Below are 23635 nucleotides of genomic sequence, written 5' to 3'. Positions count from 1 at the left end.
TGTGTCTATTCATAAGGCGTCGAACCGGCCTGGGTGCAGATTGACAGAAGATAAACGCGACAGGCAGCACTGCAAAGTGCTGCCTGTGAGCGCAACAGCATAGATGCCGACAGCGAAGTTATTCGCTGGAGAGCAGGTCCATGGTGTGTTTGTCCATCATTTCCAATGCACGGCCACCGCCGCGGGCGACACAGGTCAGCGGGTCTTCGGCGACGATCACCGGCAGGCCGGTTTCCTGGGCCAGCAGCTTGTCCAGGTCACGCAGCAGCGCGCCACCACCGGTCAGCACCAGGCCACGCTCGGCGATATCCGAGGCCAGCTCCGGAGGCGACTGCTCCAGGGCGCTCTTCACTGCCTGAACGATGGCGGCCAGGGACTCTTGCAGAGCCTCCAGCACTTCATTGGAGTTCAGGGTGAAGGCACGTGGCACGCCCTCGGCCAGGTTACGGCCGCGCACGTCAACTTCGCGCACTTCGCCGCCCGGGTAGGCGGTGCCGATTTCCTGCTTGATGCGCTCGGCGGTGGATTCGCCGATCAGGCTGCCGTAGTTGCGGCGCACGTAGGTGACGATGGCTTCGTCGAAGCGGTCGCCGCCGACACGGACGGACTCGGCATAGACCACGCCGTTCAGGGAGATCAGGGCGATCTCGGTGGTACCGCCACCGATATCCACGACCATCGAGCCACGGGCTTCCTCGACCGGCAGGCCGGCGCCGATAGCGGCGGACATCGGTTCTTCGATCAGGAACACTTCACGGGCACCGGCGCCAAGGGCCGATTCACGGATGGCACGACGCTCAACCTGGGTGGACTTGCATGGAACGCAGATCAGCACACGAGGGCTGGGCTGCAGGAAGCTGTTTTCATGAACCTTGTTGATGAAGTACTGCAGCATCTTTTCGCAGACGCTGAAATCGGCGATCACGCCGTCTTTCATCGGACGAATGGCAGCAATGTTGCCCGGAGTACGACCGAGCATGCGCTTGGCTTCGGTACCAACCGCCACAACACTTTTCTGATTACCGTGGGTCCGGATGGCTACGACAGATGGTTCATTCAGGACAATACCGCGCTCGCGCACGTAAATAAGGGTGTTGGCAGTGCCCAGGTCAATGGAAAGATCGCTGGAAAACATGCCACGCAGTTTCTTGAACATGGGAAAGGGACCCTAGGCAACGCGTGGGTAAAAAAGTGCGGCAAACTCTAACAACGACAGGGATTTTGGGCAAGGCGCCAATATGTTAAATTGGCGGCTTTTCTGTGCACCAACCCCCACAATCGCGGCCGTAAGACCGTAGAAATACGGTAGTGTTCCGACAATCTGACACGCGGACGATTTCCGCTTTTGTTTTCCACTGGAGAATCCCATGGCGCTTGAACGCTCCGATGTGGAAAAAATCGCTCATTTGGCCAGCATCAAGCTCAATGAAGGCGATCTTCCACACATCACCTCCGCCCTGAACAGCATTCTGGGGCTGGTGGATGAAATGCAGGCAGTCGATACCGACGGTATCGAGCCGCTGGCCCACCCCCTGGAAGCCAGCCAGCGCCTGCGCGCAGACGTTGTGACCGAGTCCAATCATCGCGAGGCCTACCAGTCCATCGCGCCAGCGGTCGAAAACGGCCTGTACCTGGTTCCGAAAGTCATCGACTAAAGGGAAAGAGCCTGCAATGCACCACATGACCCTGGCCGAGATCGCCCGCGGACTCGCCGACAAGAAATTCTCCTCCGAAGAACTGACCCGGACCCTGCTGGCGCGCATCGCCCAGCTCGACCCGCAGATCAACAGCTTCATCAGCCTCACCGAAGACCTCGCGCTGGCCCAGGCCAAGGCCGCCGATGCCCGTCGCGCAAATGGCGAGAGCGGTGCCCTGCTGGGCGCGCCGATCGCCCACAAGGACCTGTTCTGCACCCAGGGCATCCGCACCAGCTGTGGCTCGAAGATGCTCGACAACTTCAAGGCGCCCTACGACGCCACCGTGGTCTCCAAGCTGGCCGCCGCCGGTACCGTGACCCTGGGCAAGACCAACATGGACGAATTCGCCATGGGCTCGGCCAACGAGTCGAGCTGGTATGGCGCGGTGAAGAACCCGTGGAACCTCGAGCACGTGCCGGGCGGTTCGTCCGGCGGTTCCGCCGCAGCCGTGGCCGCACGCCTGCTGCCGGCCGCAACGGCCACCGATACCGGTGGCTCGATTCGCCAGCCTGCGGCCTTCACCAACCTCACCGGCCTGAAGCCGACCTATGGTCGCGTGTCCCGCTGGGGCATGATCGCCTACGCCTCCAGCCTCGACCAGGGCGGCCCGCTGGCACGCACAGCCGAAGACTGCGCGCTCCTGCTGCAAGGCATGGCCGGCTTCGATCCGAACGACTCCACCAGCATCGATGAACCCGTGCCCGACTACAGCGCCAGCCTCAACGGCTCGCTGCAGGGCCTGCGCATCGGCGTGCCGAAGGAGTACTTCAGCGCCGGCCTCGACCCGCGCATCGCCGACCTGATCCACACCAGCATCAAGGAGCTGGAGAAGCTCGGTGCGGTGATCAAGGAAATCAGCCTGCCGAACATGCAGCACGCGATCCCGGCGTACTACGTGATCGCCCCGGCGGAAGCCTCCTCCAACCTGTCGCGTTTCGACGGCGTGCGCTTCGGCTACCGCTGCGAGAACCCCAAGGATCTGGAAGACCTGTACACCCGCTCCCGTGGCGAAGGCTTCGGCAGCGAAGTACAGCGCCGGATCATGGTCGGCGCCTACGCGCTGTCCGCCGGCTACTACGACGCCTACTACCTCAAGGCGCAGAAGATCCGGCGCCTAGTGAAGAACGACTTCATGAACGCCTTCAACGAAGTCGACGTCATCCTCGGCCCGACCACGCCGAACCCGGCCTGGAAACTCGGCGCCAAGAACAGCGACCCGGTCGCTGCGTACCTGGAAGACGTCTACACCATCACCGCCAACCTCGCCGGTCTGCCGGGCCTGTCCATGCCGGCAGGTTTCGTCGATGGCCTGCCGGTGGGCGTGCAACTGCTTGCCCCGTATTTCCAGGAAGGCCGCTTGCTCAACGTTGCGCACCAGTACCAGTTGCACACCGACTGGCACACCCGCACCCCAACCGGCTTCTGAGGAGACACACATGCAATGGGAAGTCGTGATCGGGCTGGAGATCCATACCCAGCTCACCACTCAATCGAAGATTTTCTCCGGTAGCTCCACCGCCTTCGGCGCCGAGCCCAACACCCAGGCCAGCCTGGTGGACCTGGGCATGCCCGGCGTGCTGCCGGTGCTGAACCAGGAAGCGGTGCGCATGGCGGTGATGTTCGGCCTGGCGGTAGACGCCCAGATCGGCCAGCACAACGTGTTCGCCCGCAAGAACTACTTCTACCCGGACCTGCCCAAGGGCTACCAGATCAGCCAGATGGACCTGCCGATCGTCGGCAAGGGTCACCTGGACATCCCCCTGGAAGACGGCACCGTCAAGCGCATCGGCATCACCCGTGCGCATCTGGAGGAAGATGCCGGCAAGAGCCTGCACGAAGAGTTCAACGGCGCCACCGGCATCGACCTGAACCGCGCCGGCACGCCGCTGCTGGAAATCGTTTCCGAGCCTGACCTGCGCAGCGCCAAGGAAGCCGTGGCCTACGTCAAGTCGATCCACGCCCTGGTGCGCTACCTGGGGATCTGCGACGGCAACATGGCCGAAGGTTCCCTGCGCTGCGACTGCAACGTCTCGATCCGCCCCAAGGGCCAGGCCGAGTTCGGCACCCGCTGCGAGATCAAGAACGTCAACTCGTTCCGCTTCATCGAGAAGGCGATCAACTCCGAGATCCAGCGCCAGATCGACCTGATCGAGGACGGCGGCAAGGTGATCCAGCAGACTCGCCTGTACGATCCGAACAAGGACGAGACCCGTCCGATGCGCAGCAAGGAAGAAGCCAACGACTATCGTTACTTCCCCGATCCGGACCTGCTGCCCGTGGTCATCGAGGACGCCTTCCTCGCCCAGGTGCGCGCGACCCTGCCGGAGCTGCCACCGCAGAAACGCGAGCGCTTCCAGGAACAGTTCGGCCTGTCGGTATACGATGCCAGCGTACTGGCCTCCAGCCGTGAGCAGGCGGACTACTTCGAGAAGGTCGCCAACATCGCCGGCGACGCCAAGCTGGCGGCCAACTGGGTCATGGTCGAGCTGGGCAGCCTGCTGAACAAGCAGGGCCTGGAGATCGACCAAGCCCCGGTATCGGCCGAGCAACTGGGCGGCATGCTCCTGCGCATCAAGGACAACACCATCTCCGGCAAGATCGCCAAGACCGTGTTCGAAGCCATGGCCAACGGCGAAGGCAACGCCGACGAGATCATCGACAAGCGCGGCCTCAAGCAGGTCACCGACACCGGCGCGATCTCGGCGGTACTGGACGAAATGCTCGCGGCCAACGCCGAGCAGGTCGAACAATATCGCGCCGCGGACGAAGCCAAGCGCGGCAAGATGTTCGGCTTCTTCGTCGGCCAGGCGATGAAGGCCTCCAAGGGCAAGGCCAACCCGCAACAGGTCAACGAATTGCTGAAAAGCAAGCTCGAAGGCTGACCGGGACATGAAGCCGTGGCTTGCCAGTCGAAACGTGGTCCGCGTACCGCCGTTCTCGCTGGCAAGCCCTCCTTCCCCATCGATGCCCGCCCCCCTTTTCCCCATGCGTTCGCCCCTGCAATCCTGGCTCGGCGCCTGCGCCCTGCTGGCACTGCTCAGCGGCTGCGCCAGTAGCCAACTGGTCGACCCCCGGGGTTATGACGAGACCGGAACCGCCTCCTACTATGGTGCCCGGCATCACGGCAAGCGCACTGCCAGCGGCGAAGCCTTCGACCAGAACGGCCTTACCGCCGCCCATCGCCAACTGCCCTTCGGCACCCGGGTGCAAGTCACCAACCTGGCCAACGACAAGCGCGTCGTGGTCCGTATCACCGATCGAGGCCCGCACACCCGTGGCCGCCTGATCGACCTATCCCGCGGTGCCGCCCAGCAGTTGGACATGCTGCGCAGCGGAACCGCGAAAGTACGTGTCCAAGCCCTCAGCGACTGATTCCCGGAGTTCATCATTACCGCCTTCGCCGAACTGCCCCTGCTCAGCCTGATCCAGCTCATCAGCGGCCTGCTGATGCTGGTCGCCGGTGCCGAGCTGCTGGTCCGCGCGGCCGTGCGCCTGGTGGTCCGCCTGCATGTGCGGCCGCTGATCATCGGCTTGACCATCGTCGCCTTCGGCAGCAGTGCCCCGCAGCTGGCCATCAGCCTGCAAGCGACGCTGGGCGGCAGCACCGATATCGCCGTGGGTAGCGTGATCGGCAGCAGCATCTTCAACATCCTGGTGACCCTGGGCCTCTCGGCGCTGATCATTCCGCTACGGGTTTCCCGGCAACTGGTGCGCCTGGACATCCCGTTGATGATCGGCGCCAGCCTGCTGGTATTCGCCCTGGCCTACAACGAGCACCTGGGCCCGCTCGACGGCGCGATCCTGCTGGCGGCGCTGGTGCTGTACCTGGCCCTGCTGTCGCGCCAGTCACGCCACGCCACGCGCCTGCACTCCCCCGCGCCACCCGCGCGCAAGCACCCGGCGCCCTGGTTCAGCAGCCTGCTGCTGATCCTCCTGGGCCTGGGCCTGCTGGTATTCGCCGGGCACTTGTTGCTGGGCGCCGCGATCACAGTGGCCGACGACCTGGGCCTGTCGGAGCGGGTCATGGGCCTGACGGTGATCGCCGTCAGCGCCTCGCTGCCCCAGCTGGCCACCTCGCTGCTGGCCGCCCTGCGCGGCCAGCGCGATATCGCCGTGGGCAACGTGATCGGCGGCAATCTGTTCAATCTGCTGGGGGTCCTGGGGTTCACCGCCCTGGTGGCGCCCACGCCGCTGTCGGTCTCGCCCAATGCCCTGGACTTCGACCTGCCGGTGCTGCTCGGTGTCGCGATCCTGTGCCTGCCGGTGTTCTATTCAGGCTACCGCGTGACTCGGGCCGAGGGCTTGCTGCTGCTCGGCCTGTACCTGGCCTACGGGCTGCACGTGATGTCCTTCACGACCGGCATGCCCCTGGCGGGCAAGCTGGAGCGCCTGATGCTGTTTTTCATCCTGCCGGCGCTGGTGGCGTTCCTGCTGTTCAGTTCGCTACGGGCCTGGCACCGCCAACACAAGAGGGAAACGCCATGAGCGAGAACAATAAAAGCGGTCTGCAGATGCGTCGCCAGGTGATGGGCGATGCCTTCGTCGACCGAGCCCTGGGCAACGCCACCGAGTTCAGCCAACCCTTGCAGGACTTCGTCAACGAACATGCCTGGGGAGGCGTGTGGAACCGCGAAGGCCTGCCGCTCAAGACCCGCAGCCTGATCACCCTGGCGGCCCTGACCGCCCTCAAGTGCCCGCAGGAACTCAAGGGCCACGTACGCGGCGCGCTGAACAACGGCTGCACTGTCGAAGAGATTCGCGAAGCGCTGCTGCACTGCGCGGTGTATGCCGGGGTGCCGGCGGCCGTCGATGCCTTTCGCGCCGCCCAGGAAGTGATAGACGCCTACCAGCAAGACCAGTGATATCTCGTCGCCGGTCGCCCCTGCGCGCCGGCGCCCCCCCCCCCCCTAGATCCAGCCGCCCCACTGCAGCAGGAAGATCCCGATATTGGTGGTCACTGCCGCCATCACCGTGGTGATGACGATGATCGCCGCTGCCAGTTCATGATTGCCGTTGGCCGCCCGGGCCATGACGAAGCTTGCCGCCGCGGTGGGGCTGCCGAAGTACAGGAACAGGATTCCCAGTTCGGCCCCGCGAAAGCCGCAAAGCCAGGCGCCGAAAGTCGCCAGCGCCGGCAGGCTGATCATCTTCATCAAGCTGGAACTGATAGCCATCCGCCCGCTGTTGCGCAAGGCCGCCATGGACAGGGTGCCGCCGATGCAGATCAGCGCCAGCGGCAGGGTCATCTGCGCCAGGTACTGGCCCGAGGTCTGCAACCAGCCAGGCAGGCCGATCTGCCAGTAGGCGAATGGCCCGGCCACCAGCACGCTGACGATCAGCGGATTGCTGATCACGTTCTTGAAGATGCTCCAGGGGTCGGACTTGATCACCGGGCTGTAGACCGCCAGGACGATGGTCGACAGGGTGTTGTAGAAAAGGATCACCAGCGCCGCCAGCACCGCCCCCAGGGAAATGCCGTAGCTGCCATACATGCTGGCCGCCAGGGCCAGGCCGATGATCGCGTTGTTGCCACGAAACGCGCCCTGGGTATAGATGCCGCGGTCCTCCCGCGGACAACGCCAGATCGCCCAGAGCCAGGCCAGGGCGAAGCACGCCAGGGTGGCCAGGGAAAAATACACCAGCACCCCGGGCTTGAGCGACGAACGCAGGTCGGCGTGGACGATACCCAGGAACAGTAACGCCGGCATGGTGACGTTGAACACCAGGGCCGAGGCGGTATGGATGAAGTTGTCGTTGATCCAGCCCACCCGCTTGAGCAACAGGCCCAGCAACAGCATGGCGAAGACGGGCGCGGTGATCGTCAGCGTTTCGAAAAAGATGGCCAGCATGGGCGGGTGGACCTTGAGCCTGTCGTAAGGCGGCCAATGGTAATCCAATCATTCCGCGGCCGCTCAAGGAGCGAGCCGCCAACCCTTGGGCCAGAGGCCTCGCCAAACCATCACTCCGGCCGACGCGAAAAAACATCCTGCTTCGAATGCTTGCCATCTTGACGGGAAATGATTTTCGTTTATCCTCGATTTTAACTGTATATACATACAGTTAAATTCAAATAACCCATGACATATCAAGGAGCTAGAAATGTCAGGAATCTCTGCACAGAAGCAGCAACCGCAACATGCCGGCAAGATCATCGCCGACCTGGACCGCCTGTTCACCGAACAAGGCATCGCCATCAACGGCGATGGCGACAACCTGGTACTGGTCGCCGACGGCCACCACACCATCAAGTACCACCGCCCGGAACACCTGCCCCGTGAGCCACAGCCCGTGGCACCGGGCCAGCCATCGCTGCGTTTCGAAGGCGGCGAACACACTGCCATCGGCGACAGCACCCTGCTGCGTTTCGCCAAGGACGCCCCCGCCATCCCTGCCTGGCAAGTCGAACTGCACCTGCCCAACGGCCTGGCCCTGACCTACGGCCAGGTCGTCGCCCTGGGCGGTGACTTCTACGGTATTCCCGACCAGCCGATCTGCGATGGCGCGACCCCGGCAGAACGGGTGCAACGCTTCATCGCCGCATTCAACTCCCTGGCAGTGCTCCCCGCTTCCAAGGACGAGGCCCGGCAGATCCTGGCCGTGATGCAGAAGGAAATCGCCGCCGCCAACCAGGCCATCCGTGACGGCAAGCAACCCCATGAGGCCTATGACGCCCTCGGCGACAGCCTGTCCGAGGAATGGAACAAGATCACCGGCGGTGGCAGCGCGGTATCCGCGCTGTTCCCCCTGGGCCGCTACCTGAAGCTGGCCGCCAACAACGCCGACCATTTCGGCGAATGGGCCCTGGCGGCCTACACCGCCGGCCATACCGCCGCCCTGCAACAAGCGGTGCAGGCAGGCAAGACCGCGGATGACAAGCAACTGGAACTGGCCTATGCGATGAGCGCCTTCGCCGACCACTTCCTCACCGACCTGTTCTCCGCCGGCCATGTACGGGTGCCGCGCAAGCAAGTAGCGGCTGTGGTCACTCCCAGCGACCTGGGTTCGTTGATCACCCGCTTCATGCATGACGAGGACAGCAAGTTCGGCCTCAATGTCAGCAACGCCCAGGGCGATCGCTGGCACTCCTACGGCGACAAGCGCTATTTCGACAGCGTCGACCACCGCAATCGCCAGCTGGTGAAACTGGCGGTCCAACGCTCGGCCGACGAGATCTTCGCCAGCTACCTCAGCGGCAGCCTGCCGGCCCCGGCCAGCTATGCGGCGCTGAAAGTGGCGCCGGACCTGAACGCCGCCAAGAGCGGCAACTTCTCGCCACTGTTCGTCACCAAGGGCGACCAGGTGCTGCGTCGCAGCGACGTCAACAACCTCAACGACAGCAAGACCATCGACAACTGGTGGGGCTGGAGCACCTACCTGCTGCTCAAGAACTACAGCCCCAACAAGCCGGCGGGCTACCTGGAAACCCCCGGTGCGATGCCTTCGATCGTCGCCGATGGCTGGCAGAGCCACACCCCCAGCGAACCGAACTGGCTGCCAGGCCACGCGGTGCGCTACGCCGTCAGCGAAACCAATGGCTTGAACGAGTCGTACATCGGCCCCTGGTCGGCCTATGTCGAGCTCGGCGACAGCTTCCAGCCGACCCTGGCGATCCCGGCCGGCACCAGCAACAGCGGCGCCAGCGGGCGCAATGTGTTCCGCCAGTTCCGTGGCGGCTCACCGGAGCTGATCGGCTCCATCGACAAGAACGCCACCCGCTTCATCGACCGCAACGCCTGACAAGGACATCACCATGGCTATCAATCTGAACCTGCAACTGGCCTCCGGCCAATCCCTCAAGGGCGCTCCGCTGGAGCTGCTGCTCAACGGCGCGCCCATCGCCCGGGCCAGCGTCGACGAACGCGGCAACGTGGCCTTCAACGCCAAGCCGGGCAGCGGCCAGCTGGCGGTGCGAGTCGACCGCACTATCCTCAAGAACGGCTGACACCCGCGAAAAAAGGCCCGCCGGCAGCTACTGCCGGGCGGGCCTTCGTACATCCGGACGGTGATCAGGCGCTCAGGGGCTGCTCCACCAGCTGGCCCTGGTCGATGCGAACATGCCGCGGATGGAAACGCTTGAGGCTGCTGCGGTGGCCGACACTGACGATGCTCAACCCCGGCAGCTGGTCGATCAACGCCTGGTACAACGCCGCTTCGTCTTCTTCATCCATGGCCGAGGTGGCCTCGTCCATGTACAGCCACTGCGGTGCATACAACAGCGCCCGGGCAAAGGCCAGGCGCTGCTGTTCGCCCGGAGAAAGCATGCGCTGCCAGTGATTGGGCTCAACCAGGCGCGGCACCAGATGCGCCAAACGGCAAGTATCCAGCACTTGCTCGTAGCGTTCCTGGGCATAGCTGTCGCCCGCTTGTGGATAACTCAGGGCCTCACGCAGGCTGCCAATGGGCAGGTAGGGCTTTTGCGGCAGGAACAGCGCACGCTGGTCCGGCAAGCGGATATTGCCGTGGCCCGCCGGCCACAGGCGCCCCATGGCCCGCAGCAGCGTGCTCTTGCCACTGCCGGAGCGACCGCTGAGCATCAGCCGCTCGCCCGGGCTCACGGTCATCTGCGCACCGGCCAGCAGGTGCCGGCCATCGGCCAGGTCCAGGCCCAGGTCATGCACTTGCAGCTGCTTGCCCTCGGTTCGCACGTCGATGGCCGGGGGGCGTTCCTCGTTGTCACTCATGGCCTGGCGGAAACTCAGCAGACGGTCGCAGGTGGCGCGCCAGGCTGCGAGGTCGGAATAGGCCGTGATGAACCAGCTGAAGTTCTCCTGGACGTTGCCGAAGGCCGAGTTGATCTGCATCAGTTCGCCCAGCTCGATCTTGCCGGCGAAGTAACGTGGGGCCGCGACGATGAACGGGAAGATGATCGCGATCTGGCCATAACCGGCCGTGAAGAAGGTCAGGCGCTTGGATACCTTCATGATGTCCCAGAAGTTGTGCCAGACCTTGCCGAAACGACTGCTCAGGCGCTGGTTCTCATTCTTCTCGCCGTCATACAGGGCAATGCTCTCGGCGTTTTCCCGGACCCGCACCATGGAGAAACGCAGGTCGGCCTCGAAACGTTGCTGCTGGTTGTTCAGGCCGATCAACCGGCGCCCGATCAGGTGGGTCAGCCAGCTGCCGACCAGGGCATACACCAGGGCGCACCAGAACATGTAGCCGGGAATGGTATAGCCCAGCACCTCGATGCTGCCGGACACGCCCCAGAGGATGATGGAAAAGGACACCAGGCTGACCAGGTTGCGGATCAGCCCCAGGCCCAGCGCCAGGGTGTTGGTGGTGAAGCTGTTGAGGTCCTCGGAAATCCGCTGGTCGGGGTTGTCGGTATAACCGCCCTGCTCCAGCTGGTAGTAGTTCTTGTTGTCCAGCCAACGGGCGAAGTGCTTCTCGGTGAGCCAGGCCCGCCAGCGGATGGTCAGCATCTGGGTCAGGTACAGGCGGTACACCGCGCCCAGGATCGCCACCGCGGCAATGCCGCAGAAATACAGGATCAGGTGCCAGAATGCCGCTTCGTCCTTCTTCTGCAAGGCGTTGTAGAAATCCTTGTACCAGCTGTTGATCCACACCGAGATCGCCACGCTGAACAGCGACAAGCCGATCACCGCGATCAGCAGCAGCCAGGCCTTGCCCTTTTCCTCGCTGCGCCAGTAGGGCACGGTCATGGCCCACACCCGACGGAAGAATTGCCCGCGCACGGCATCGTTGACCGCAGAGTATTCAGCGTTCTGATTCATCATTGGAGCTCGATTGAGAGGGGGGAAAGCATCGAGCCGATCATAGTCGATCGGCTCGCTTTTTCACCTGTCCTGGAGGACACGGCGCCCGGCGCGGATCAGCGGCGGACGGGGCGCTTCTGCAGCTTGCGCTGCAAGGTACGGCGGTGCATGCCCAGGGCCCGGGCAGTGGCGGAGATGTTGCCTTCGTGCTCGGTCAGCACCCGCTGGATGTGCTCCCACTGCAGGCGGTCCACCGACATAGGGTTTTCCGGCACCAGGGTGTCGAGGTCGGCATGCTCGGACAGCAGCGCCGCCAGTACATCGTCGGCATCCGCCGGCTTGCACAGGTAATTGCAGGCTCCGCGCTTGATCGCCTCCACCGCGGTGGCGATGCTCGAGTAGCCGGTGAGGATCAGCACGCGCATCTCCGGGTCCAGCTCCAGCAGCTTGGGCAGCAGCACCAGGCCGGAATCGCCGTCCATCTTCAGGTCCAGCGCGGCATAGTCCGGCAGGTCCTGCTGGGCCAGCGCCAGGCCCTCTTCGGCGGAACCCGCGGTACTGACGCGAAAGCCGCGACGGCTCATGGCTCGCGCCATCACGCGGGTAAAGGTAGCGTCATCATCCACCAGCAACAGGTGCGGCAGTTCCTCGCCTTCGACTTGGTTCTCTTCACTCATGGTCGTCTCCTCGGGCGGCACGGGGCAGGCGCAGCTCGGTGAGCGTACCGCCTTCCTCATGACTGTAGAGTTTTACTGAGCCACCAGCGCGGGTCACGCTGGCCTTGCTCAAGAACAGGCCCAGGCCGAAACCTTTGCCCTTGGTGGTAAAAAACGGTTTGCCAATCTGCTCGGCGATGGCCAAGGGTACTCCGGCGCCGTGGTCGCGGATACTGATGGTCAGGTCTTCCGCATTCCAGTCCAGGCGTACCTCCAGGCCTTCGGGGCAGGCATCGGCGGCATTGTTGAGCAAGTTCAGCAGCGCCTGGGTCAGGTCCGGCGGCGGTGCCAGGCGTGGCATCGGGCCCTGGCCCAGCAGGTGGAAACGATAGCTGGCCTCAGGACGCATCAAGTGCCAACGGTTCAGGGCTTCGTCGAGCCACTGGGTCACATCCTGCATCTCTACCGCCATCCGCCGATTGGCTTCGGCGGCACGTACCAGTTGCTGCAAGGTTTCCTTGCACAGCTTGACCTGGTCCTGGAGCACGCTGAGGTCATCCTGCAACAACGGATCGGGATGGTCCTGGCGCATTTCCTTGAGCAGCACGCTCATGGTCGCCAGCGGCGTACCCAGCTCATGGGCGGCGCCGGCGGCCTGGGTGGCCACGGCCAGCAACTGCTGGTCGCGCAGCCCTTCCTCGCGGCGGATCGCCCGCAGTTCTTCCTGGCGCCGCAGCTCCTCGGCCATCCGTGCGGCAAAGAAGGTGATCACCGCCGCGGCCAGGGCAAAGCTCAGCCACATGCCGTAGACCTGCAGGTTCTCGCGGGCGATGGGCAGGGTCTGCAAGGGATAGAACCACGCCAGCAACAGGGTATAGAGGGCCAGGGCGATCCCGGAAAGTGCCACCGAATAGCGCCAGGGCAGGGTCACCGCGGCGATGGTCAGGGGCACCAGGTAATAGGAGACGAAAGGGTTGGTGGAGCCGCCGGAGAAATACAGCAGCACGCTGTGGATAAATAGATCGCAAGCCAGTTGCAGGGCATATTCCAGCTCCGTCACCGGCCATGAGGTGCGCAAACGGATGGCGGTGAAGGCACACAGCACCATGGAGAACACCAGGGTGATGCCCAGTTGCAACCAGGGCAGCGGCAGCAGGTCGAGCCAGTAGGCAAGCCCCACCGAACCGGCCTGAGCGGCCAGAACCAGGGTGCGGATGAAGGTCAGGCGCCAGAGGTTCTGGCGAGTTGCAGACAGCAATTTTACGGGGGCGAGCATGAGCTCTCCTGATGAGCGCTCCAGGGCAATCGGCGGGAGTATAACCAAGCAGCCCCCAACGCAGGCAAACTGCGGCAAAGCGCCACAGGAAAAGCAGCGGCAAGCGGCAAGCTTTGAGCTACAAGCACAAGTCCCGGAATAAGGGAGGCCAAGGTGTATCAAAGTTGTAATGGGTGCAACTGGGAATAAAAGCTAGAGTCATATCGCTCACGCAGGCGCGAACTTTCGGCTTGCGGACTGCACTCAAGGAGATCCCATGCAGCCTTTCACTCGCAGCGTCGCCCTTCTGGCCCTTGGCGCCGGCACCCTCACCAGCCTGCCTGCCCTGGCCGCCGATGAATTGCATTACAACCAGGTTTCCCTGCGCGCCGAAGCCAGCCAGGAAGTGGCCCGGGACCTGATGATCGTGACCCTCTACAGCGAGTCGCAGAACTCCGATCCAGCCAAGCTGGCGGCAGAAATCAGCACCACCATGAACAAGGCCCTGGAACAGGCGCGCCAGGTCAAGGAAGTGACCCTGAGCCAGGGTAGCCGCAACAGCTACCCGATCTACGACAGCAAGGGCCAGAAGATCACCGGCTGGCGCGAGCGCGCGGAACTGCGCCTGGAAAGCTCCAACTTCGCCGCCCTGTCCAAGCTGACCGGCGAACTCTTGACCGACCTGAAGATGGACGGCATGGACTTCGCCATCGCCCCTGCGACCCGCAAGGCCAGCGAGGATGCCCTGCTCAAGGACGCGGTCCAGGCATTCAAGGCCCGGGCCCAGCTGGCGACCGAGGCCCTGGGTGGCAAGGGCTACAAGATCGTCAACCTGAACCTCAACAGCAACGGCTATCCACAGCCCTACCTGCGCGCACCGATGATGAAGGCCGCCGGCGCGGACTTCGCTTCCTCTTCCGTCACCCCGGAAGTCGAAGCCGGCACCAGCAAGGTCAACATGACCGCCGACGGCGCCATCGAAGTGCTGATGCAATAAGCCACGCATCAACCACGCAAAACGGCGCCCCCGTGCAAACGTGGTCGCCGTTTTGCGTTTCTACCTGTCGTCTGGCGAATTAGGAAAACTCGCGTCGTTGTGTATGAATCCAACCAGCAAGGTGATGTTACAGTGACGCCCCCGTCATGGATCTGTCATACGTTGCTGACGTCCGCCAGATACACGCCGGGTATTTTTACTGCAGCTTTCCAATAAGAGTCTCTTCAATGACCGCAGATCGCATCGGCGAACGCCTGCGCCGCTATCGCCGCGCCGCCAAGAAAACCCTGCGTCAGATTGCCAGCGAGTCCGGTCTGACTGCCAGCTTCCTCTCCCAGGCAGAACGCAATCTCACCGGCGTGTCCATTTCATCCCTGGTCAACATCGCCAAGTCCCTGAATGTTCCGCTGAACGCCCTGTTCGACCAGCCAATCCAGGCCCAGCCCGACTCCCACGACGGCGAACGGGTGCGCTACACCATCGAGGGCCAGCCGCTGGCCTATGAGCGCCTGTCCAGTTCATTTCCCGGAAACATGATCAACGCGGTGAAGATGAACATCTCAGTGGGATATCAATCAGAACTCATCTCCCATGATGGCTCGGAGTTTTCCTACGTTCTCTCTGGACAGATCGTGTACACCATCGAAGGCCGGCAATACCCCCTGGGCCCCGGCGACTCGGTGCACTTCGACGCGACCAAGGCCCACTTCCTGGCCAATGTCGGCGACGGTCCGGCGGAAGTCCTGACCGTCACCACCATGGGCCTGTTCGACGACCTCCCCGCCTCCTGAAACCCATTCCCGCCATGCCTGCCGAGCCTCAAGGACGAGGCTTTGCGCAGGAGAAAAGTTAGTCATGCTTAATTTTCGTTGACCGCAATTTCAGCATGACTTAATTTCGGCATCGGCGAGTGACCATGCAAACACATGACAGGCACTCGCCATCGCCGCAAAGGCTCCATGGGTTCATCCATTTCCCATGGCAAGGCGAGTTGCCACGGCCCACAAGGCCACCCTCAGGTAAGCCCTAGAAAAAGAAAAAATGAGGTTTGCATGTGTAAGTTCCACCCATTCCAGGTTTGGCAAGCCGCCGGTCTGAGCCTCGGCTCCCCGCTGCCCCACGCTGTTGGCAACCATTACCCCGCGTCTTCCCTTCCGGCCGCCATGGCGTTGCAGTTCTCCTGCAGGACCGCCCGTGCGCCGGGAAATCCGCTGCGCAAATCGCTCGCCGCCCGCCCAAGGCATGCACCATTACGGGGCGCAATCGCCCATGCATGCCCACAAAAAAGGCGGCAGATGCACCATAAAGAACCGACGCAAACGATCAAATGCGTCAAGTTTTATACAAATGCGTCATTCCTGTACGTTCGTTCCACTCTTTGATACCTGCGCCGGCCCCACATCTTGCATTGGGTATGGGGCCTGCATAAGTATCGGCGGGTCGACTCACAAGGTCGCCCTCAACACAAACAATGACAACAAATCATGAGGCCACCATGTTCAAACAAGCAGTCATTCCGTTTTTAGTCAGCGCCGGTCTGCTGGCCAGCGCCCCCATCGCCCAGGCGGCGACTAATCTGGTGTTCTGCTCCGAGGGCAGCCCTGCCGGTTTCGACCCGGGCCAGTACACCACCGGAACCGACTTCGACGCCTCGGCCGAGACCCTGTTCAACCGTCTCAGCCAGTTCGAACGTGGCGGCACCGCGGTCATCCCGGGCCTGGCCACCAGCTGGGACATCTCCGAAGACGGCCTGACCTACACCTTCCACCTGCGTGAAGGCGTCAAGTTCCATACCACGCCGTACTTCACCCCGACCCGCAACTTCAATGCCGACGACGTGGTGTTCACCTTCACCCGGATGATCGACAAGGACATGCCGTTCCGTAAGGCATACCCGACCGAATTCCCGTACTTCACCGACATGGGGATGGACACCAACATCACCAAGATCGAGAAACTCGACGACAAGACCGTGCGTTTCTCGCTGAAGAGCGTCGACGCCGCGTTCATCCAGAACCTGGCCATGAGCTTCGCCTCCATCCAGTCCGCCGAATACGCCGACAAGCTGCTCAAGGAAGGCAAGACCAGCGACATCAACCAGAAGCCGATCGGTACCGGCCCATTCGTGTTCAAGAGCTACCAGAAAGACTCGAACATCCGCTACACCGGCAACAAGGACTACTGGAAACCTGAAGACGTGAAGATCGACAACCTGATCTTCGCCATCACCACCGACCCATCGGTGCGTATCCAGAAGCTGAAGAAGAACGAATGCCAGGTCACCCTCTTCCCACGTCCGGCCGACCTCAAGGCCCTCAAGGAAGACAAGGACCTGAAGATGCCTGAACAGGCCGGCTTCAACCTGGGTTATGTCGCCTACAACGTGATGCCGGTCCTCAAGGGCCGCACCGACGCCAACCCACTGGCCGACCTCAAGGTACGCCAGGCCCTGGACATGGCGGTGAACAAGCCGCAGATCATCGATTCGGTGTACCAGGGCGCCGGCCAGCTGGCGGTCAACGCCATGCCGCCGACCGAGTGGTCCTACGACACCACCATCAAGGACGCCAAGTACGATCCCGAGAAAGCCCGCCAACTGCTCAAGGAAGCCGGCGTCAAGGAAGGCACCCAGATCACCCTGTGGGCCATGCCGGTACAGCGTCCCTACAACCCCAACGCCAAGCTGATGGCAGAAATGCTGCAGTCCGACTGGGCGAAGATCGGCCTGAAGGTGAACATCGTCAGCTATGAGTGGGGCGAGTACATCAAGCGTTCCAAGGGCGGCGAGAACCAGGCGATGATCATCGGCTGGAGCGGTGACAACGGTGACCCCGACAACTGGCTGGGCACCCTGTTCGGCTGCGACTCCATGAACGGCAACAACTTCTCGAAATGGTGTGACAAGCCTTACGACGCTTTGATCAAGCAAGCCAAGGCCACATCGGATGTCGCTAAACGCACCGAGCTGTACAAGCAGGCGCAGCACATCCTCAAAGACGCAGTCCCGATGACACCTATCGCACACTCGACGGTGTTCCAACCCATGCGCGCCAACGTGCAGGACTTCAAGATCAGCCCGTTCGGCTTGAACTCCTTCTACGGCGTGAGCATCAGCAAGTAACTTGCGACGACGGTGGCGTCCTGACGCCACCGTCGCCTTGCCCCCCCGAAAGAGTCCGCCCCGGCATCGACGCAACTGCGCTACCTCGCAGCCGCGCGATCCCGGAGCCGTACCCGAAAAGACTTGCAGAGCCCGCGCCGGATACGGCCCTGGCCTTCAACTTGCAAGGGCGACGGTGGGCATTTTTGCAACCATGGTTTGGCATCAATGGCCTGTACAGGCTCCAGGAAGGAGCCATGGTCCCTTGATCATCACAACAAAAAATGGAGATGGATCGTCATGCGTCACTCCTTGATCATCCCGGCATTGCTGGGCAGCAGCTTGTTGGTCGCCAGTTCGTTGGGCCAGGCTGCCGATCGCAGCCTGGTGTTCTGCTCCGAAGGCAGCCCGGCCGGCTTCGACACCGCGCAATACACCACCGCCACCGACAACGATGCCGCCGAGCCGTTGTACAACCGCCTGGTGGAGTTCGAGAGAGGCGCGACCAACGTCTTGCCCGCCCTGGCCACCCGCTGGGACATCTCCGAGGATGGCCTGAAGTACAGCTTCCACCTGCGCGAGGGCGTGAAGTTCCACAGCACCTCGTACTTCAAGCCGACCCGTGATTTCAATGCCGACGACGTGCTGTTCACCTTCAACCGCATGCTCGACGCCGACCATCCGTTCCGCCGTGCCTACCCGACGGAGTTCCCCTACTTCAACGGCATGAGCCTGAACAAGAACATCGCCAAGGTCGAGAAGACCGACCCGCTGACCGTGGTCATCACCCTGAATACCGTGGATGCGGCGTTCATCCAGAACCTGGCCATGAGCTTCGCCTCGATCCTTTCCGCCGAATACGCCGAGCACCTGCTCAAGGCCGGCACCCCGAGCCAGATCAACCAGAAACCCATCGGCACCGGTCCCTTCGTCTTCCAGCGCTACCAGAAGGACTCGCAGATCCGCTACACCGCCAACCCTCACTACTGGGACCCGAGCCGGGTCAAGCTCGACCGCCTGATCTTCGCCATCAACACCGATGCCTCGGTGCGGGTGCAGAAGCTGCGCGCCGGCGAATGCCAGGTCACCCTGCACCCGCGCCCGGCGGATGTCGACGCCCTGAAGAGCGATCCGAAACTGCAAGTGATCGAGAAGCCCGGATTCAACCTCGGCTACATCGCCTACAACGTGCAGCACAAGCCGTTCGACCGCCTGGAAGTGCGCCAGGCGCTGGACATGGCGGTGAACAAGCCGGCCATCCTCAATGCCGTGTACCAGGGTGCCGGTCAGCTGGCGGTCAACGCCATGCCGCCGACCCAGTGGTCCTACGACGACAGCATCAAGGATGCCGCCTACAACCCGGACAAGGCCCGCGAGCTGCTCAAGGCCGCCGGAGTCAAGGAAGGCACGGAGATCAACCTGTGGGCCATGCCTGTGCAGCGCCCTTACAACCCCAACGCCAAGCTGATGGCCGAGATGCTGCAAGCGGACTGGGCGAAGATCGGCCTCAAGGTGAAGATCGTCAGCTACGAATGGGGCGAATACATCAAGCGCACCAAGAACGGCGAGCACGACGTCAGCCTGATCGGCTGGACCGGCGACAACGGTGACCCGGACAACTGGCTGGGCACCCTGTACAGCTGCGATGCCATAGGCGGCAACAACTATTCGATGTGGTGCGACCCGCAGTACGACAAGCTGATCAAGCAGGCCAAGATCGTCACCGACCGCGACCAGCGCACCTTGTTGTACAAGCAGGCCCAGCAACTGCTCAAGCAACAGGTGCCGATCACCCCTATCGCCCATTCGACGATCAACCAGCCGTTGAGTTCGAAAGTCGAGGGCTTCAAGGTCAGCCCCTTTGGCCGCAACTCCTTTTCCGGGGTCGGCCTGACCCCATAACCGATGAGCCTAGAACCCTGAGGGCGTTGCTCGCCCTCATGCAGGCGTATTGCCTGGATTCAGAGAATGAGCCCTCTGCAAACGTTTGCGATGCCTTGAATGAGTTCCAAAAAGCCAGCCGGCCGAAAAAAACCGGCAAGTAAAAAAACAAAACAAAGGAGCATCACCCATGAAACTGAGCAGCAGCGCATTGTTAGCCCTGGCCATCAGTAGCATCACTGCTACGGCCTATGCAGAGAGCGTCAGCCAGGACTTCGTCCCGACTGAACTGAACAGCAAGAATGCCCAGGCCGAGTCCAAGGGGTTCATCGAAGGCCAGAGCCTGTCCGGGAGCACCCGTAACTGGTACGCCAACGAGTTGAAGCGTCGTAACGACCGCTTCTCCTACAACCACAACGGCCAGCCTACCTCCACCCCGCGCCGTATCAACTGGGTGCAGGGCACCATCCTCAACTACACCTCCGGCTTCACCGAAGGCACCGTTGGGGTCAGCACCGAAGTCGCCGCCTACAACGCCATTGCCCTGGATCGTGACCGCAAGGACATCGCCGGCAAGAACAACCGTACCCTGACCCACTCCGACGGCGACGCCGTGGGCCAGTGGAGCAAGCTGGGCCTGGCCAACGTCAAGTTCCGCGTATCCAACACCACCCTGACCGTCGGCCGGCAGAACGTCAGCACGCCGATCGTCGATGTCATCGGCAACCGTCCGCTGCCTTCGAGCTTCGAAGGGGCCAGTATCCACAGCGAAGAATTCAACAACCTGTCGTTCGACGCCGGTAGCTATGATCGGGTATCGCCACGGACCGAACAGAGCCTGTCGAAATTCCGCTCCGAATACACCAACAACAGCGCCGAGACCGACCGCGTCAGCGTGATCGGCGCCAACTACCAGCCACTCAAGAGCCTGAAGACCAGCCTCTACGCCTCCAAGGTGGAAGACTTCTGGAACCAGTACTACTTCGGCTTCACCCACGAACTGGGTGACAGCTCGGTGCTGGGCCTGACCACCGGCCTGAACTACTACAAGACCGTCGATGCCGGCAAGAAAGAGATGGGCGAGATCGACAACGATACCTACTCGCTGTCCCTGGGCCTGGCCCACCAGGCCCACAGCCTGACCTTCTCCTACCAGGCGGTGAACGGTAACGAGTACTTCGACTACCTGCACGAAACCAACGGCATCTACCTGGCCAACTCCCTGCTCTCGGACTTCAACGGCCCGAACGAGAAGTCGTTCCAGATCGCCTACGGCCTGAACATGGCCGAGTACGGCGTGCCCGGCCTCAAGTTCAACCTCTACCAGGCTCGCGGCTGGGGCATCGACGGTACCCACTACCGTGGTACCGCCTACGACGTGAACAAGATGGACGGCGAAACCCACTACGAATACGGCATCGGCGCCAGCTACGCGGTGCAGAGCGGCCCGCTCAAGGCCACCGCGATCCGCGCGACCTACACCACCCACCGCGCCAGCAAGTACCAGGCCGACGGCAACATCAACGAGTTCCGCCTGGTCACCACGGTTCCATTCAATATCCTATAACCCACCAGTCGAACGGCGGACTCATGACGAGTCCGCCCTTCAAGCTACGCTGGTTCCATCGTTCGAAAGGGGTTCTCGATGAAAATGCTACCCATGAAAGCGGCCTTGAGCGCCGCATTGCTGAGCGTCGCCCTGGGCGCCGCGGCCAAACCCTTGGTGGTCTGTACCGAAGCCAGCCCGGAAGGCTTCGATATGGTCCAGTACACGACCGCGGTGACTGCCGACGCAGTGGCGGAAACCATTTTCAACCGCCTGGTGGACTTCAAGCCGGGCACCACGGACATCGAGCCGGCCCTGGCCGAGTCCTGGGAGATCAGCCCCGACGGCCTGCAATACACCTTCCACCTGCGCAAGGGCGTCAAGTTCCACAGCACCGACTACTTCACCCCGACCCGCGACATGAACGCCGACGACGTGCTCTGGAGCTTCCAGCGCCAGTTGGACCCGAAACACCCCTGGCATGACAAGTCCAGCGTGGGTTTCCCCTATTTCGAAAGCATGGGCTTCAAGGAACTGCTCAAGAGCGTAGAGAAAGTCGACGACCACACCGTGGTCTTCACACTGACCCGCCGCGAAGCTCCGTTCCTGGCCGACGTGGCCATGGCCTTCTCGTCGATCTTCCCGGCCGAATACGCCGACAAGCTGCTCAAGGAAGGCAAGACCGCCGAGCTCAATAGCAAGCCGATCGGCACCGGACCGTTCATATTCATCCGCTATGCCAAGGACGCCCAGGTGCGATTCAAGGCCAACCCGGACTATTTCCGTGGCAAGCCACCGGCCGAAGCACTGATCCTGGCGATCACCACCGACAACAACGTACGGCTACAGAAGCTCAAGGCCAACGAGTGCCAGGTCGCCCTGTATCCCAAGCCCGATGACATTCCCAGCATCAAGGCCGACCCGAACCTGCAGGTACATGAACTGGCGGCCATGACCACCGGCTATATCGCCATGAACACCACCCGCAAGTACATGAGCGACGTGCGGGTCCGCAAGGCGATCGACATCGCCTTCGACAAGGAAGCCTACGTCAACAGCCTGTATGGCCCGGGCAATGCCCTGGTCGGCACCGGCCCGTACCCACCGACCCTGCTGGGCTTCAACACCAGCCTGAAGAACCCGCCCCGGGACCTGGACAAGGCCCGCGCCCTGCTCAAGGAAGCCGGCGTGCCCGAAGGCACCGCGATCACCCTGTTCACCCGCAACGGCGGCGGCCCGACCAACCCCAACCCGCTGCTGGGCGCACAGATGATGCAGGCCGACCTGGCCAAGATCGGCCTCAAGCTGGATATCCGCGTGATGGAATGGGGCGAAATGCTCAAGCGCGCGAAGAACGGCGAGCACGACATGGTGTCCGCGGGCTGGGCCGGGGATAACGGTGACCCGGACAACTTCCTGACCCCGAACCTGAGTTGTGACGCGGCGAAAAACGGCGAAAACTACGCCCGCTGGTGCAACAAGACCTTCCAGGACCTGATCGACCAGGCCCGCGCCGAGGCTGAACCTGCCAAGCGTGCCGAACTCTATGAAAAGGCCCAGCTGATCTTTGAGCAGGATCAACCCTGGATTCCCATGGCCTATCCGAAAATGTTCACCGCCATGCGCAAGAACGTCGAGGGGTATCACCAGAGCCCCCTGACCACCAACAACTTCGCTACCACCCAGGTGAAGTAATAAGAAACGCCCGCTGCTCCCGACCCGGGAGCGGCGGACACGCCTAACCGGCTGATTGAGGTACTTCAGAAGATGTTTAGTTTTATTGCCCGCCGTGTGGGGTTGTTGATTCCCACATTCTTCGGCATCACCTTGTTGACCTTCGCCTTGATCCGCATGATTCCCGGCGATCCCGTGGAAGTCATGATGGGCGAGCGCCGGGTCGACCCCGAGATGCATGCCCAGGCAATGGAACGCCTTGGATTGAACAAACCGCTGTATGCCCAGTACCTGGACTACATCGGCAAGCTTGCCCATGGCGATCTGGGCGAGTCCCTGCGCACCCGCACCAGCGTTTGGAGCGAGTTTTCCTCGCTGTTCCCCGCGACCCTGGAACTGGCCATGGCCGCCCTGCTCTTCGCCGGCGTCATCGGCCTGCTGGCCGGGGTGATCGCCGCCCTCAGGCGCGGCTCGCTGTTCGACCACGGGGTGATGGGGATTTCCCTCGCCGGCTACTCGATGCCGATCTTCTGGTGGGGCCTGATCCTGATCATGTTCTTCTCGGTGAGCCTGGGCTGGACCCCGGTTTCCGGACGTATCGACCTGCTCTACGACATCGAGCCCAAGACCGGCTTCATGCTGATCGATACCTTGCTGGCCGGCGACACCGGCGCCTTCGTCGATGCCCTGGAACACCTGATCCTGCCCGCCATCGTGCTGGGCACCATTCCCTTGGCGGTGATCGCGCGGATGACCCGCTCCTCGATGCTCGAAGTGCTGCGTGAGGACTACATCCGTACCGCCAAGGCCAAGGGTCTGTCGCCCAACCGGGTGGTCTTCGTCCACGGCCTGCGCAACGCGCTGATCCCGGTACTGACCGTGGTCGGCCTGCAAGTCGGCACCCTGCTGGCCGGCGCGGTCCTGACCGAAACCATCTTTTCCTGGCCCGGCATCGGTAAATGGCTGATCGAAGCCATCGGCGCCCGGGACTATCCCGTGGTGCAGAACGGCATCCTGTTGATCGCCTGCCTGGTGATCATGGTCAACTTCGTGGTGGACATCCTCTACGGCTTTGCCAACCCACGCATCCGTCATCAGCGCTGAGGCCAAGAC

The 23635-nt window shown here is 62.5% G+C and carries 20 protein-coding genes; 15 read left to right on the top strand and 5 right to left on the bottom strand.

The features are described 5' to 3' along the window. Window positions 1–118: 118 nt before the first annotated feature. Window positions 119–1156 carry a rod shape-determining protein MreB gene (gene mreB / locus C4K40_RS04600; protein WP_022642308.1) on the bottom strand — a complete coding sequence of 346 codons (1038 nt, stop codon included), beginning with the start codon at window positions 1154–1156 and terminating at the stop codon, window positions 119–121. 211 nt (window positions 1157–1367) lie between these two features. Between mreB and gatC the strand changes: the two genes are divergently transcribed. The 6 genes from gatC (at window position 1368) to C4K40_RS04570 (ending at window position 6559) form a co-directional block, all read left to right on the top strand. Continuing rightward, the gene (gatC, locus tag C4K40_RS04595; RefSeq protein WP_022642307.1) at window positions 1368–1655 is read left to right on the top strand and encodes an Asp-tRNA(Asn)/Glu-tRNA(Gln) amidotransferase subunit GatC; all 288 of its coding nucleotides are present in this window, start codon (window positions 1368–1370) and stop codon (window positions 1653–1655) included. A 16-nt stretch (window positions 1656–1671) separates the two neighbouring features. Beyond that, window positions 1672–3123, top strand: a complete 1452-nt coding sequence (gatA, locus tag C4K40_RS04590; protein WP_053134119.1) for an Asp-tRNA(Asn)/Glu-tRNA(Gln) amidotransferase subunit GatA — start codon at window positions 1672–1674, stop codon at window positions 3121–3123. A 10-nt stretch (window positions 3124–3133) separates the two neighbouring features. Further along, complete coding sequence (gene gatB / locus C4K40_RS04585; RefSeq protein WP_053134116.1) at window positions 3134–4579, top strand: Asp-tRNA(Asn)/Glu-tRNA(Gln) amidotransferase subunit GatB; 1446 nt, start codon at window positions 3134–3136, stop codon at window positions 4577–4579. Window positions 4580–4694: 115 nt separating this feature from the next. Continuing rightward, window positions 4695–5069, top strand: coding sequence for a septal ring lytic transglycosylase RlpA family protein (locus C4K40_RS04580; RefSeq protein ID WP_031320891.1), 375 nt, complete (start codon window positions 4695–4697; stop codon window positions 5067–5069). Window positions 5070–5117: 48 nt separating this feature from the next. Then, a complete protein-coding gene (locus C4K40_RS04575) occupies window positions 5118–6182 on the top strand; it encodes a calcium/sodium antiporter (protein ID WP_031320889.1) in 1065 nt (354 codons plus the stop codon). Next, on the top strand, window positions 6179–6559 hold the full coding sequence (locus C4K40_RS04570; protein WP_022642302.1) for a carboxymuconolactone decarboxylase family protein: 381 nt from the start codon (window positions 6179–6181) through the stop codon (window positions 6557–6559). Before C4K40_RS04575 ends, C4K40_RS04570 begins: the two co-directional genes overlap by 4 nt. A gap of 45 nt (window positions 6560–6604) precedes the next feature. Here the strand turns inward: C4K40_RS04570 and C4K40_RS04565 are convergent, their stop codons facing one another. Beyond that, entirely contained in the window at window positions 6605–7546 is a 942-nt protein-coding gene (locus C4K40_RS04565; RefSeq protein ID WP_022642301.1) for an AEC family transporter, read from the bottom strand. 250 nt (window positions 7547–7796) lie between these two features. Between C4K40_RS04565 and C4K40_RS04560 the strand changes: the two genes are divergently transcribed. Further along, a complete protein-coding gene (locus tag C4K40_RS04560) occupies window positions 7797–9434 on the top strand; it encodes a hypothetical protein (protein WP_053138576.1) in 1638 nt (545 codons plus the stop codon). 13 nt (window positions 9435–9447) lie between these two features. After that, entirely contained in the window at window positions 9448–9639 is a 192-nt protein-coding gene (locus C4K40_RS04555) for a hypothetical protein (RefSeq protein ID WP_022642299.1), read from the top strand. Between the two features lie 64 nt (window positions 9640–9703). Here C4K40_RS04555 and C4K40_RS04550 read toward each other — a convergent pair whose 3' ends face one another. The 3 genes from C4K40_RS04550 to C4K40_RS04540 form a co-directional block, all read right to left on the bottom strand. After that, window positions 9704–11431 (bottom strand): ABC transporter ATP-binding protein/permease, encoded by a 1728-nt coding sequence (locus tag C4K40_RS04550; protein ID WP_053138580.1) that lies wholly within the window; start codon window positions 11429–11431, stop codon window positions 9704–9706. Window positions 11432–11529: 98 nt separating this feature from the next. Continuing rightward, window positions 11530–12090: a response regulator transcription factor gene (locus tag C4K40_RS04545; RefSeq protein WP_053138573.1), complete on the bottom strand. Its 561-nt coding sequence runs from the start codon at window positions 12088–12090 to the stop codon at window positions 11530–11532. Beyond that, entirely contained in the window at window positions 12083–13345 is a 1263-nt protein-coding gene (locus C4K40_RS04540; RefSeq protein ID WP_022642298.1) for an ATP-binding protein, read from the bottom strand. The genes C4K40_RS04545 and C4K40_RS04540 overlap by 8 nt, the downstream gene beginning before the upstream one ends. Window positions 13346–13601: 256 nt before the next feature. On the opposite strand from C4K40_RS04540, the gene C4K40_RS04535 reads away from it, so the two are divergent. The 7 genes from C4K40_RS04535 to C4K40_RS04500 all read left to right on the top strand — a co-directional run bounded on the left by C4K40_RS04535 (window position 13602) and on the right by C4K40_RS04500 (window position 23626). Further along, entirely contained in the window at window positions 13602–14321 is a 720-nt protein-coding gene (locus C4K40_RS04535; RefSeq protein WP_022642297.1) for an SIMPL domain-containing protein, read from the top strand. Between the two features lie 227 nt (window positions 14322–14548). After that, on the top strand, window positions 14549–15112 hold the full coding sequence (locus C4K40_RS04530; protein ID WP_022642296.1) for a helix-turn-helix domain-containing protein: 564 nt from the start codon (window positions 14549–14551) through the stop codon (window positions 15110–15112). A 704-nt stretch (window positions 15113–15816) separates the two neighbouring features. Beyond that, window positions 15817–17442, top strand: coding sequence for an ABC transporter substrate-binding protein (locus C4K40_RS04520; protein ID WP_053138570.1), 1626 nt, complete (start codon window positions 15817–15819; stop codon window positions 17440–17442). A 279-nt stretch (window positions 17443–17721) separates the two neighbouring features. Continuing rightward, on the top strand, window positions 17722–19323 hold the full coding sequence (locus C4K40_RS04515; RefSeq protein WP_053138567.1) for an ABC transporter substrate-binding protein: 1602 nt from the start codon (window positions 17722–17724) through the stop codon (window positions 19321–19323). 169 nt (window positions 19324–19492) lie between these two features. Continuing rightward, entirely contained in the window at window positions 19493–20869 is a 1377-nt protein-coding gene (locus tag C4K40_RS04510; protein ID WP_022642294.1) for an OprD family porin, read from the top strand. A gap of 78 nt (window positions 20870–20947) precedes the next feature. Next, window positions 20948–22543: an ABC transporter substrate-binding protein gene (locus C4K40_RS04505; RefSeq protein WP_031320887.1), complete on the top strand. Its 1596-nt coding sequence runs from the start codon at window positions 20948–20950 to the stop codon at window positions 22541–22543. Between the two features lie 72 nt (window positions 22544–22615). Next, window positions 22616–23626 (top strand): ABC transporter permease subunit, encoded by a 1011-nt coding sequence (locus tag C4K40_RS04500; RefSeq protein WP_053138564.1) that lies wholly within the window; start codon window positions 22616–22618, stop codon window positions 23624–23626. The last annotated feature ends 9 nt before the right edge of the window (window positions 23627–23635 follow it).

Source organism: Pseudomonas sp. CMR5c, from assembly GCF_003850545.1.
Taxonomy (GTDB): domain Bacteria; phylum Pseudomonadota; class Gammaproteobacteria; order Pseudomonadales; family Pseudomonadaceae; genus Aquipseudomonas; species Aquipseudomonas piscis.
The sequence above is the reverse complement of the archived record's forward strand: the minus strand, read 5'-3'. Positions and strand labels throughout refer to the sequence as shown.

Bases quoted from the DNA above. Each gene is read 5' to 3' on its own strand.
- C4K40_RS04570 (WP_022642302.1), top strand. From the start codon at position 6,179: ATGAGCGAGAACAATAAAAGCGGTCTGCAGATGCGTCGCCAGGTGATG.
- gatB (WP_053134116.1), top strand. From the start codon at position 3,134: ATGCAATGGGAAGTCGTGATCGGGCTGGAGATCCATACCCAGCTCACC.
- C4K40_RS04500 (WP_053138564.1), top strand. From the start codon at position 22,616: ATGTTTAGTTTTATTGCCCGCCGTGTGGGGTTGTTGATTCCCACATTC.
- C4K40_RS04505 (WP_031320887.1), top strand. From the start codon at position 20,948: ATGAAAATGCTACCCATGAAAGCGGCCTTGAGCGCCGCATTGCTGAGC.
- C4K40_RS04510 (WP_022642294.1), top strand. From the start codon at position 19,493: ATGAAACTGAGCAGCAGCGCATTGTTAGCCCTGGCCATCAGTAGCATC.
- C4K40_RS04565 (WP_022642301.1), bottom strand. From the start codon at position 7,546: ATGCTGGCCATCTTTTTCGAAACGCTGACGATCACCGCGCCCGTCTTC.
- C4K40_RS04520 (WP_053138570.1), top strand. From the start codon at position 15,817: ATGTTCAAACAAGCAGTCATTCCGTTTTTAGTCAGCGCCGGTCTGCTG.
- C4K40_RS04545 (WP_053138573.1), bottom strand. From the start codon at position 12,090: ATGAGTGAAGAGAACCAAGTCGAAGGCGAGGAACTGCCGCACCTGTTG.
- gatA (WP_053134119.1), top strand. From the start codon at position 1,672: ATGCACCACATGACCCTGGCCGAGATCGCCCGCGGACTCGCCGACAAG.
- C4K40_RS04530 (WP_022642296.1), top strand. From the start codon at position 14,549: ATGACCGCAGATCGCATCGGCGAACGCCTGCGCCGCTATCGCCGCGCC.
- C4K40_RS04540 (WP_022642298.1), bottom strand. From the start codon at position 13,345: ATGCTCGCCCCCGTAAAATTGCTGTCTGCAACTCGCCAGAACCTCTGG.
- C4K40_RS04515 (WP_053138567.1), top strand. From the start codon at position 17,722: ATGCGTCACTCCTTGATCATCCCGGCATTGCTGGGCAGCAGCTTGTTG.
- mreB (WP_022642308.1), bottom strand. From the start codon at position 1,156: ATGTTCAAGAAACTGCGTGGCATGTTTTCCAGCGATCTTTCCATTGAC.
- gatC (WP_022642307.1), top strand. From the start codon at position 1,368: ATGGCGCTTGAACGCTCCGATGTGGAAAAAATCGCTCATTTGGCCAGC.
- C4K40_RS04555 (WP_022642299.1), top strand. From the start codon at position 9,448: ATGGCTATCAATCTGAACCTGCAACTGGCCTCCGGCCAATCCCTCAAG.
- C4K40_RS04535 (WP_022642297.1), top strand. From the start codon at position 13,602: ATGCAGCCTTTCACTCGCAGCGTCGCCCTTCTGGCCCTTGGCGCCGGC.
- C4K40_RS04560 (WP_053138576.1), top strand. From the start codon at position 7,797: ATGTCAGGAATCTCTGCACAGAAGCAGCAACCGCAACATGCCGGCAAG.
- C4K40_RS04550 (WP_053138580.1), bottom strand. From the start codon at position 11,431: ATGAATCAGAACGCTGAATACTCTGCGGTCAACGATGCCGTGCGCGGG.